The organism is Marinifilum fragile JCM 15579, assembly GCF_001310955.1.
In the GTDB taxonomy this organism is placed as follows: Bacteria; Bacteroidota; Bacteroidia; order Bacteroidales; family Marinifilaceae; genus Marinifilum; species Marinifilum fragile.
The window spans coordinates 49024-60253 of record NZ_BAZX01000027.1; the positions used below are offsets into that span (position 1 = coordinate 49024).

8 protein-coding genes and 1 pseudogene are annotated in these 11230 nt (G+C 38.6%); 7 read left to right on the top strand and 2 right to left on the bottom strand.

Annotated elements, in window-relative coordinates; all coding sequences use genetic code 11:
• Positions 1-24 precede the first annotated feature (24 nt).
• From JCM15579_RS16105 to JCM15579_RS16130, 5 genes are all read left to right on the top strand, one after another.
• Complete coding sequence (locus JCM15579_RS16105; RefSeq protein WP_054721643.1) at positions 25-477, top strand: DUF4625 domain-containing protein; 453 nt, start codon at positions 25-27, stop codon at positions 475-477.
• Between the two features lie 836 nt (positions 478-1313).
• A complete protein-coding gene (locus JCM15579_RS16115) occupies positions 1314-4319 on the top strand; it encodes a SusC/RagA family TonB-linked outer membrane protein (RefSeq protein ID WP_054721647.1) in 3006 nt (1001 codons plus the stop codon).
• 25 nt (positions 4320-4344) lie between these two features.
• Positions 4345-5739, top strand: a complete 1395-nt coding sequence (locus JCM15579_RS16120) for a RagB/SusD family nutrient uptake outer membrane protein (RefSeq protein WP_054721649.1) — start codon at positions 4345-4347, stop codon at positions 5737-5739.
• A 12-nt stretch (positions 5740-5751) separates the two neighbouring features.
• Positions 5752-6642, top strand: a complete 891-nt coding sequence (locus JCM15579_RS16125; RefSeq protein WP_054721651.1) for a Calx-beta domain-containing protein — start codon at positions 5752-5754, stop codon at positions 6640-6642.
• Between the two features lie 339 nt (positions 6643-6981).
• A complete protein-coding gene (locus JCM15579_RS16130) occupies positions 6982-7425 on the top strand; it encodes a DUF4625 domain-containing protein (RefSeq protein WP_054721653.1) in 444 nt (147 codons plus the stop codon).
• Between the two features lie 192 nt (positions 7426-7617).
• Here the strand turns inward: JCM15579_RS16130 and JCM15579_RS16135 are convergent, their stop codons facing one another.
• The gene (locus tag JCM15579_RS16135; RefSeq protein ID WP_373280241.1) at positions 7618-8544 is read right to left on the bottom strand and encodes an ABC transporter ATP-binding protein; all 927 of its coding nucleotides are present in this window, start codon (positions 8542-8544) and stop codon (positions 7618-7620) included.
• Between the two features lie 9 nt (positions 8545-8553).
• Positions 8554-9413, bottom strand: a pseudogene (locus JCM15579_RS22340) (ABC transporter transmembrane domain-containing protein); the annotation flags it as partial.
• Positions 9414-9939: 526 nt separating this feature from the next.
• On the opposite strand from JCM15579_RS22340, the gene JCM15579_RS22035 reads away from it, so the two are divergent.
• Together JCM15579_RS22035 and JCM15579_RS22040 are read left to right on the top strand one after the other, a co-directional pair.
• Positions 9940-10584: a M14 family metallopeptidase gene (locus JCM15579_RS22035; protein ID WP_054721657.1), complete on the top strand. Its 645-nt coding sequence runs from the start codon at positions 9940-9942 to the stop codon at positions 10582-10584.
• A complete protein-coding gene (locus JCM15579_RS22040) occupies positions 10566-11045 on the top strand; it encodes a succinylglutamate desuccinylase/aspartoacylase family protein (RefSeq protein ID WP_054721659.1) in 480 nt (159 codons plus the stop codon). The genes JCM15579_RS22035 and JCM15579_RS22040 overlap by 19 nt, the downstream gene beginning before the upstream one ends.
• The last annotated feature ends 185 nt before the right edge of the window (positions 11046-11230 follow it).

An 11230-nucleotide genomic window follows, 5' to 3' on the forward strand; every position in this document is an offset into this window, starting at 1 on the left:
TACTAATAACTAAAAACAAAACAAATGAAAATAGTAAATCATACCATTTGCTTACTTATAGGCTTAGTCCTGTTTGCATGTAGTAGTGGTGGAGATGATCCGGTTGATGGAACAAAACCAAGTATCACACTAAATAGTCCAACAGAAACTACTAGTATCTTGCCAGGTAGTGTATTGAAAGTTAATGCCAGCCTGTCAGATGATTTCGGATTGGAAGAATATGTACTTACCATTTCTGCTGGAGGCACAAAGTCTGTTAAAAATGTAGAGGAGTTTTCTTTTAACTCTTATACCGATACGGATGCTTATGGAAATTCACTACCTGTAATAAAGGGGATGAAATCTATAGAATTGAGCTTTGATATAGGTATAGCTGATAATGCTCGTGCCGGTTTCTATACTTTCACTTTATCGGTGAAAGATCAATCCGGTAACGGAAGTGAAGAAACATTACAATTGGAAATTTCCCGTCCTTAATTGGAAATTGATATGCGAAAATGGGGGGTCTGCTGCAAAGTAGATCCCTTTTTTTTGAGCTTAATTTCCTCATTTAGATTGTCTGATTTTCAGTTAAGAGCGTTTTTATGCGCTAAATTGGAAGTGTTAATTAATGACAACTGAACTCAATTCAGAAAAGATTGGGATTTTATAGAGCAAATCGAGGATCATTAGTAGATTACTCCATGGAGAACAAAAGTACGGTTCTCCTAATTATTTTAAAGCTGTATACGATTTGCGCTCCATATTCGAAGTTGAACCTTAGCTTCCAAAATTGAAGAATAAGAGAAAGGGATTTTCCAAAGTGAAAATCCCTTTTCTATTTCTCATTGCCTTGTTGATTTTGAGATAATGTAATGGAAGATTTCTTCAAATGGAAACATTCTGTACTTCTTTTTAAAAAACTCACATTAAGAGTTGGTCAGATTATAAGTGGCATAAAACCAGATATAAAAGCCCTGCTTGTAGTGGTGTTGATATGCTGAAGAAACATGGGAGTAGTAATAAATATATGGCTAAAAGCCTTTCGTGTAGGAGTTATGATAGGGCTGTTTTTTTAAGAATAAAAGTAGGAAGATTTATCCTTGTGCAGCTCGAAAAATGGAGAGGATTAGAAGGGGAAAAGATACAAGAGAATACTTGTCTCGGGCAATGTAACTGATGAAGTGGAATTCAAAATAATGTATAAGGATTACTTGATTGGATTTCAATTTTAAAAAGCCTTATAGCTTCTCTTTTCAGGCGAAAAGAGAATAAGATATGGGAATGAGAAATACTAAACTAATTGTCTCAATTACTAATTTAAAAAGTTTTCTATGAAAAAAATCATTGGACTGTCGGTACTCTTCTTTGTGTTGGGAGTGCAGATGGTAGTCGCGCAAGCCAAACAAATTACTGGTAAGGTTACCAGTAAGGAGGATGGACTTGGAATCCCCGGCGTATCTGTTGTAATAAAAGGTACAACGGTAGGTACGGTAACCACTATTGAAGGTGATTATTCCATTCAGGCAAACAGCAAGGATGTATTGGTATTCTCTTTTGTAGGGATGAAAATGCAGGAAATTGCCATTGGTGCAAGAACTCTTGTAAATGTAGAAATGGAAGCAGAAACCATTGGTATGGACGAAGTTGTTGTAACAGCTTATGGTTCTAAAGGTAAGGTAGGTTTGAAAGGTGCTGTAACATCGGTACAGTCATCCGAATTGGAGCAAGTGCCAATGGCAACTTTCGATCAGGCTTTGCAGGGTAAAACCACTGGGGTTTATATTAGTTCTGGTTCTGGTCAGCCAGGATCGGGAGATACAAAGGTGCGTATTCGTGGTAATGCATCTATTACCGGTAATAATTCTCCATTGTATGTAATGGATGGTGTGCCTATTGAGCCTTCAGTATTTGCATCTTTAAATGTGAACGATTTTGAATCGATTTCTGTTTTGAAGGATGCTTCTGCATCATCAATTTATGGTTCTCGTGCATCAAATGGGGTAATATTGATTACAACCAAGCGTGGTAAGGCAGGTGAGACCAAGTTTAACTATCGCTTTCAAAATGGTTGGACCAGCAGAACTCGTGATAAGTTCGACATGATGAATTCAACCGAGAAGTTGGCATTTGAAGAAATGGCCATGAGAGGGGAAGGATGGAGATTGTCTCCTTTGAATCCAGCCAATGCTGGTTTGTCTGAAGCTCAGTTGGCTGCCAATGAAGGAGAATTGAATCGCCTAAGAAATACCAACACTGACTGGAGAGATGTATTTACTCGTACTGGGCAAACACAAAGTCACGAGATTAACATGTCTGGCGGTAACGATAAAACCAAATTCTATTTTGCTTTACAGCGTTTTGAGCAGGAAGGACAAGCCATTCGCTCCGATTTGGAAAGAACGGCTGGACGTATGAACCTGGATCATAAGATTAATGACAAGTTGCGTTTCGGATTGTCAACTTCTATGGGTTACACAACTTCAAGTATGATTGAGTCGGAAGGTGGAATCGCTTTGGCTAATCCATTTGCTGCAGCTTACCTGGCAAATCCATATGAAAATCCATATGATGAAAAAGGAAATATTGTAACTGGTGGTGGTCGCACAGGTTCTAATGCTTTGGATCGTTTGTTGAATTCATCGAATAACAAAGCAGAAACCAAAGGTGTTGGAGCCATGCACTTAGAATATGACCTTATTAAAGGTTTAACCATTAAGTCGCAAGTTGGGATCGACTATAGAATGACGACATATGAGCGTTGGCTTGATCCAAATTCATATGCAGGTCAACAAGTAACCAATGGAGAGCAAGGTTCTATTAGTGAAAATTTTGCCCGAAGAAGTGAAATGAACTTCACCAATACTGCCGATTACAAAACTGAAATTGGTGAGAAGCATGTAATTGGTGCTTTGGTTGGTTCTGAGTTAATCAAAAGAAAATATGATGGTTTTGGATATACAGGTTATGGACTAAACGGGAAATTACCTGAAACACCTGCTGCTGTAACTCCGGGATCTCCTGATAACAACTTTATTCCAAATGTAAGTGGTTACAAATCGGAGAGAAACTTATTTTCTGTTTTCTCAATTCTGAATTATACTTACGATTCAAAATATTCATTCTACGGAAGTTTGCGTAGAGATGGGTCTTCGGCGTTTGGTAAGAACAACAAATATGCGGTATTGTACTCTTTAGGTATTACCTGGAATGTTGCTGAGGAAGCATTCATGAGCAACCTTAGCTGGGTGAATAACCTGAAATTGAGAGCAAGTTATGGTACAACCGGTAACCAGGAAGGTATCGGAAGCTATGAGTCGCAAACTCTATATGGTGCAGGATCATATAATGGACAGCCTTCAATGGGCTTGACACATGCAGGAGATCCAGACATCAAATGGGAGATCGGGAAGAAATTCAACATTGGTATCGATTACAACTTGTTTAATAATCGTATTTCGGGTTCTGTTGAATTCTATAATGACATCACTTCTGATCTGTTTATTGTACAAACGCTTAGCTCTTGGGCAGGTGTTCCTGGCGACTCAAAAAGCGTAAATGCTGGTAAAATGAGAAACCGTGGTGTGGAATTCCTATTCAATGCCGATGTAGTTCGTACCAAAGACTTTACCTGGAGTGTAGGAGCTAACCTTTCTTATAATGACAATGAAATCTTATCGTTGGGTCAGGTCGATGAGTTCGAACAGGGAACTTCTATTGTGAAAGTAGGATTGCCATTGGGATCGCATTACATCGTAAAATGGGCTGGTGTTGATCCAACAACAGGTAACCCAATGTATTATACAAAAGATGGACAGCTAACTGATACTTACCGTAGCTCTGATGCAGTTACCGATTTCGGAACCAGCGAGCCTCCATTCATTGGTGGTTTCAATACCAAATTATCTTACAAAGGAATTGAGCTTTCTGCAAACTTCTCATTTGCACATGGATACAAGCGTTTCAACAACCAGAGCTTCTTCCAGGAGAATCCAAACTTTGCACAGTTCAACCTTTCTACAGAGATGAATACCATCTGGCAAAAACCGGGTGATATCACAGAAATACAGCGTTTGGGAACCGAGAGAGAATTCTCTTCTAAAGACATTGAGGATGCCTCATTCTTGAGATTTAGAAACCTGATGATTGCATATACTTTACCTAAGAGCTTGCTTCAAAATCAAAAGGTAATTGATAATGTAAGAATCTATGCGCAAGGACAAAACTTGTATACCTGGACCAGCTACACAGGTTTCGATCCTGAGGATAGCGACAACATTGCAAAGTATGAATATCCATCTTCAAGATTCTTTACTGTAGGTGTTGATGTTGCTTTTTAATTTTTAGAGATTAATTATAAATATAATGAACAAGATATTTTATAGCCTGTTATTGGCAGTAATGGTTCTGTCCAGTTCCTGTGAGGATCTGCTGGATTTGAAACCAACCGACTCAATTGACGAAGGGAAGGCCTTTGAAAATGTAGAAGATCTTGAGCCAGGAATGTTAGGAGTTTATTCCTCTTTTGGTGGTTCAGGGGCTATTGTGAATTCATCCCGTGCAGGTGATGATTTAAGACTATCTGACGAGAATACAGGTCAGGGTGTACAAATGCACAACTGGACTTTCACAGCTAGCGAAGGAAGTACAGGGAGTGTTTGGGTTGATATGGCTCATACCATCGACCGTGCAAACCGAGTATTGGCAGCTGCAGAAAAATTTGCTGCGAATAACGAAAATGCTGCATTGGTAAATAGAATTGTTGGAGAAGCTAAATTTATGCGTGCTTACTGTCATTTTGAATTGGTGCGTTTGTTCTCTGGCAACTATTCTCCAGATGCTTTGGCAGTTCCTTACATACTTGAATCAAATGTAGCTGCTGAGCCTGCAAGAGATAAAGCATCGGTGGTTTATGCCAATATTATTAATGATTTGAAGGATGCTCAGAGTCTTCTTCCTGCTGATTTTACAGATCGTACTCGTGCAACCAAAGATGCTGCTACAGCATTGTTGGCAAGAGTTGCTTTGTACCAAAACGACTGGGCAAATGCCATTGCTTATGCAAGCGATGTGATCGATAATTCTGCTGTAAGAATGGCGAATGCTTCAGAAATTGCAAGTCTTTGGACAGATGAGTCTGCTGACGATGTAGAAGTATTGTTCCGCAGAGCTCGTACCACTCCAGGCGAAGGTTTATTGGGAGATATCTACACTCGTTCTGGTAATGGTGATGTCTTTTTTCATCCGGGAGTTGACCTGATGTCAAAGTATACTGCTGAGGATGCAAGATTCAACGTTTATTTTACTCAGGTTGATGGTAAGGATGTTGTTGCGAAGCACAGAGGCAAAGTAGGTGGAACATTAAACCTTGTAGATGTGAAACTGTTGCGTATTTCTGAATTGTATTTGATTCGTGCCGAAGCTTCAGCAAGAAGAAATGAAGGCAACGACCTTGCAAATGCAGCTGATGATATCAATATGCTAAGAGCAAATCGTATTGCTGATTATACCAATATCAGCTTTGCTTCACAAACATTGGCAATGGATGAAATCCTATTGGAAAGAAGAAAAGAGTTGGCTTACGAAGGACATCGATTCTATGATTTGAGAAGATTTGAGAAATCGATTCATCGTATCGAAGAGGATGCGCTACTTGCATCAAACGTAAATCTTGAAGCGGGAGACTATCGATTTGTATTCCCAATTCCAATTGAGGAAATCTTTGCAAATGACAATATGGTTCAAAACCCTGGATACTAAAAAATTAATAAAATGAAAAATATATATTGGCTTTTTATCTTACTGGTTTCCATTGGTTTTGGAGCCTGTGATGCCGATCCTGAATACTTTCAGGAAGATGATTCTTACATTGCATTCAATGTGGCATCTGCTTCAGTAGCCGAGAATGCAACTGATGAATTGGAAATCCCAGTAAGGATTTCAACAGTTAACCCGAAAAATGTAACTCTGGACTATGAAATCGTTCTTGAAGGATTAGACGCTCCGGCTGAAGAAGGAGTAGATTACCAAATCATGAATGAATCAAAAACATTGAGCTTCTCATCTACTCAGCTTGTTGATGTGATTCGCATCAAGACCATCGACAATGACAGTAAGGATGGCGACAAGCAGTTTGTGATTAAATTGAAATCTAATTCAGCTGGCATAAACCAAGGTTTGGCAGATGGAGCGGATACACAATGTTTGATTACCATTTCTGATGATGAGCATCCTTTAGCACTAATCTTGGGTAACTATGTTCAGGATGACTATTTTACTGATGGATCGTATGATGCAAATTCAGGAAATAATATGGTGATCCAGGCAGATCCTAATGATGATACTAAAGTTTTCATGACAGGTTTCTGGGGAATCAACGACAAGATCATTGTTGCGTCGGTTGATATTGAAAACCAAACGATGAGTATTCTTCCAGGACAGTTATTATTTGTGCATAGTACGTATGGTGACTGTTTTGCAGTGAGTTTCGAAATCGTTCCTGATAATAATGGTGATGGCAGAAATGATGTGGTTTATCATCCTCAGGATAACATCGAATGTACAATTGATGAAAATGGAAACATTACCACTGGAATGTGGGCTCCAACCGTATCTGCAGGATCTTTTGCATACTATGGAGAAACCGTTTTCACCAAGCAATAGTAGATTATTTTTTATAACAACAACAACTAGAGTTTTCCCCCAGTTCATTGGGGGGAGCTCTTCTCAATAACTCAATGGCCAGTGAAGTAAACTTTACACAAATTTTAGTTAGTGGAAGACTAGAGAAAAGGGGAATATACCCCTATTAAGTCCCCTTTCTCTATTCTCCTAAGAAAACATGAATGATATGTCTGTGGGCAGGTTGGCATTATTCTATAAATTGAATTATTAACATAGTCTGCAAATATAACTATAAGCCGACCTGCCAAAATTTTTTACCAAATGAAGAGAGCATTGCAGAAATAATGCAAACAACATTCTTCTTATAGAAAATACGATATGAACCACTTTTTTAGCGCAGTACTTCTAATGCTTACAACACTTTTTTCTACAGATCATTCTAGAGATGTAATAAAGCCCAGCATCGATTTAATTAGCCCGGTTGATGCGGTAAGAGTGATGCAAGGTGAAACGGTAATTGTGAATGCGCTTGTAAAAGACAATCAGGCCTTAAAGGATTTCCAAATCAAGATAACCAAGGGTGGGGATAGCTCACTCTGCTTTGCTCGGTATTTTTCCTGCAATCATATGGTAAATGCAAAACGAGATGCAAAAGGGAATGATATCCCTGTTATATCCGGAAAGAAAGAGACCTGTTTGGAGTTTGCCATAGGCGTTGATGAAAATGCAGTGGTAGGAGATTACTACTTCCAAATCGAAGTAGAGGATGAAGCAGGAAATAGGAGCATGAAAAAAGTAGGTTTCTATATAGAAAGAAATTAAAACGATTCATAAAACGGAATACAGTAAATGCTTGGTTGATGTACAAGAAAATCTTGTATGCAGCAAATAGGTAGTTGTAAAGTGTGAGTGATGGTTGGGAAGCCATCAAAAGACCGGATGGAGTAGGCATTCGGTCTTGTTTTATATGTTATGGTGACAGTTTTATAAGAACCCATTTAAAATGAGTATCCATCAAGTTGCATACTGCAATTCAATCAACTTTTTGTATTTCCCTTGCCTGATCTTCATCAGTTCCTCATGGGTTCCCTTTTCCACAATGCTACCATGCTCCAATACTACAATTTCATCGGCCTTTCTAATGGTGGATAATCGGTGAGCAATCACAATGGAAGTTCTTCCTTGCATGAGTTTTTCCAAAGCTTCTTGCACCAAAAGTTCCGATTCTGAATCTAAGGAGGACGTGGCTTCATCTAAAATTAAAATCTTTGGATCGTTCAAGATGGCGCGTGCTATGGCAATCCTTTGGCGCTGACCACCCGAAAGCTGCGTGCCGCGTTCACCAACAATAGTATCGAACTTTTCAGGGAAACGATCGATAAACTCCAAAGCATTGGCCTTTTGTGCAGCTTCGAATATCTCCTGATCGCTGGCATTGGGCTTTCCGTAGCCAATGTTTTCCCTGATACTGCCGCCAAACAAAAATATGTCTTGTGGAACCAGCGAAATCTGATTTCTTAAAGCCGATAAGGGATAGGCATGGCAATCGAGTTCATCGTAAAACAAACTATTGCCCGGTGGTTGGTGCAACATTAAAAACAAGGAAGCCAAGGTGCTTTTACCAGCTCCACTATGACCAACCAAGGCCACCATTTGATTGCTTTTAATCTCCAAATTGATATCATTCAAAACCTTTTGTTCCAATCGGGAAGGGTAGGCAAAGCTTAGCTTTTTAAGCTGTATGGAGCCATTCATTTTGTATTTGGCATCGATCTCCTTGATGTCCTCAATTTCCTCGGGAACTTCATCGTAAATTTTAAACAGGTCTTCGGTTGCTCCAATAAATTTCTGGATATTGGTATACACGTTAGCCAATCCGCTGATGGTTCCCCCCACAAAAACAGAATAGATGACAAAGGAAAACAGGTCTCCGGCAGCCATTTCTCCTGCCTGCAGCAATCTCGATCCCTGCCAAACCATGGCAGCAATGGCTCCAAACAATCCCAAAATGATGAAAGAGGAGAAAGCACCACGATATTTCCCACGAGTCATGCCCAAATCGGCAATTTCCAGAGTTTTCTTTTTGTAACGGGCAATCTCAAGAAACTCATTGGTAAAGGCTTTTACACTTTGTATGCCTTGCAGGGTTTCTTCAATAATGGTATTCGAATCGGCAACCTTGGTTTGTACTTCCTTGGAGAATTTTCGGATAAATCTCCCAAAGAACCTCGCGGCAATCATGGTAGGAGGAAGCGTAATCAGCATAAAGGCGGTTAGCTTGATGGAGATCACCGCCAATAAGATGATTCCACCTGTAATTACAATAATTTGTCGAATAAAATCGGCCAGGGTACTGGTCATGGTTTCCTGCAACTGGATTACATCTGCCGATATTCTGCTGTTGAGTTCACCAACCTTCTTTTTTCGAAAAACTGCAAGGGCAGCTTAATCAAATGGCGATAGCTGGCCTGGCGCAAGGCAGCTAAGGATTTTTCGGTAACATTTACAAAGAGTACAATGCGAAAGTAGGCAAAGGTAGCTTGCACCACCAGAATAATGGCAATCAGGATAACCGTTTGGTTCAAACTTTGTCCCAGAGTGGTGCTGTTTCCAGTATTTACCAAATCGCCCAGCAGCTTTGGAAATGCCAAACTTGCCAAACTCGATCCCAAAAGGAAAAATATTCCTAAAAAATATTGTCCCCGGTAAGGTTTGATGTATTTGTACAGGCGCAAAGCGCTGCTTAATCCGCTGCGGTTAATCTTTCCTTTCGGAACACTAGAGGTGTCGGAGCCGTGTGATCTTGCCATTCTGTGGTATTTACTTTTGGTTTTAGTCTTATACCATTTAAATATTAAAATGAGCTGGTATAATGCCGATACATATTCAATCCCGAATTTTTGGGATTAGAAGTGAAATGCTATAAAAGCGTTCCCGATCGTTATTGAATAGTAATCGGTATTAATAATACACAAAATAGATGAGATATTGTTTGGGCTAAAGCTTATTTGTATGATTAATATGGACAGAATCCTGCTATAAGCTAGAGCTAAACAACTTGTCAGTAAAATAATTGAAAATAGTAAAACTATTTCTTTAATGGTGGTTGTATAATTAACACCAACGGTTCACAAGTAAAATTTAGATGGAGAGTACCGCTGCGCTTCATGATCACCCGTTGAAAACTCAAACGAATATAATATTGTTAGTCAACAAACAACCAAATGCTCCACTTGGTTTAGACTTGATGTTAGGGGGTGTTGTTTGTGTTATTTTAGCTTGACTTTTAGGCGATTCATGTCGTAACTTGCATTATCAATCAACAAAAACAGAACAATGAAATTATTAGTGAATTTATCAAACAAGCTTGTCACAATTGTCAAGAGGTTTCTGTTAGTTTTATTTCTATTAAGCTTTGTCCACTCCACAACTTTAGCTCAAAAAAATGAAACATTCTCCATTGGAACAATTGAAGCAAAAAGCGGAGAAAAAGTTTCAGCTAGTTTAGTTGTTGAAAAAGGAATTGATGAAGGAACGTTTATTCCAAGAACAATTATCAATGGAGCAAGCCCTGGTCCGGTTTTAACACTTTTTGCTGGAGTACATGGAACTGAATACGTTCCCATTATCACATTGCAATTGTTAAATGAAATTAAGCCTGGTGAAATATCAGGTACATTAATTCTTGTAAATATTGCAAATATTCCTTCTTTTAGCCATAGAAACGTATATCTATGTCAAGTAGATAACAAAAACTTAAATAGAGTTTTTCCTGGTAAAAAAGATGGAAGCATCTCTGAACGTATTGCTTTTACCTTAACAAATGAGATTATAAAAAAAAGTAATTATTTCATTGATTTACATGGTGGTGAATTTAATGAAGCTTTGGTTAATTTCATTTACTTTTATTATGGACATGCTAATACCGAACTATGTAAAAAAACAAGAATGTTGGCACATGCATGGGAAACAAATATTTAATACCCGATAATTATAATTTAGTTCCTGATTCATTAAATACTTATTGGTCAGAACTTGCTGCTATTAAGAATAACATACCAGCTATTTCAGTTGAATGCAGCGATAGAGGTAATATAGAATTAGAAGAAATAGAATTTGCAAGGCGAGGAGTAATAAATGTCATGCGCACAATAGGAATGATGGATGGAGAAGCATTCAAAGTGGAACATCCCTTATATCTTTTCGAAGAAACTACGCTTAGTAGTAATAAAAATGGAATATTTTACTCTAAGGTTGAGGAGGGACAATATGTTGTTAAAGAAACCTTGGTAGGATATACAACTGATTATTGGGGCAATATTATAGAAGAATTTCATTCTCCTATCAGTGGTATTGTCACCTTAATATTTAAACTCCCTGCAGTAAATATTGGAGAATCTGTTTTTCATGTACATAAAGTCAAAGATAAATTTGAAGAATAAAGACAAGTTAGAACAATCAATTGCCCGTAACAGTTGGTACATGATGTCGGGGCGAATTTCGAAGAACATTCCTGTAAGAAGGATATGGAATTGCGATGTGAGAATTGGAGCGAAGCGGAAATCGGACTAAAGCCAATTCGCAGCTGGCGCACCACCAAACCCCGCACTGCAATATGTACTGTGTG

What these genes read in the sequence shown, in the direction of transcription:
- JCM15579_RS16105 (WP_054721643.1), top strand. Translation starts at nt 25, where the DNA reads ATGAAAATAGTAAATCATACCATTTGCTTACTTATAGGCTTAGTCCTG.
- JCM15579_RS16115 (WP_054721647.1), top strand. Translation starts at nt 1,314, where the DNA reads ATGAAAAAAATCATTGGACTGTCGGTACTCTTCTTTGTGTTGGGAGTG.
- JCM15579_RS16120 (WP_054721649.1), top strand. Translation starts at nt 4,345, where the DNA reads ATGAACAAGATATTTTATAGCCTGTTATTGGCAGTAATGGTTCTGTCC.
- JCM15579_RS16125 (WP_054721651.1), top strand. Translation starts at nt 5,752, where the DNA reads ATGAAAAATATATATTGGCTTTTTATCTTACTGGTTTCCATTGGTTTT.
- JCM15579_RS16130 (WP_054721653.1), top strand. Translation starts at nt 6,982, where the DNA reads ATGAACCACTTTTTTAGCGCAGTACTTCTAATGCTTACAACACTTTTT.
- JCM15579_RS16135 (WP_373280241.1), bottom strand. Translation starts at nt 8,544, where the DNA reads ATGGCTGCCGGAGACCTGTTTTCCTTTGTCATCTATTCTGTTTTTGTG.
- JCM15579_RS22035 (WP_054721657.1), top strand. Translation starts at nt 9,940, where the DNA reads ATGAAATTATTAGTGAATTTATCAAACAAGCTTGTCACAATTGTCAAG.
- JCM15579_RS22040 (WP_054721659.1), top strand. Translation starts at nt 10,566, where the DNA reads ATGGGAAACAAATATTTAATACCCGATAATTATAATTTAGTTCCTGAT.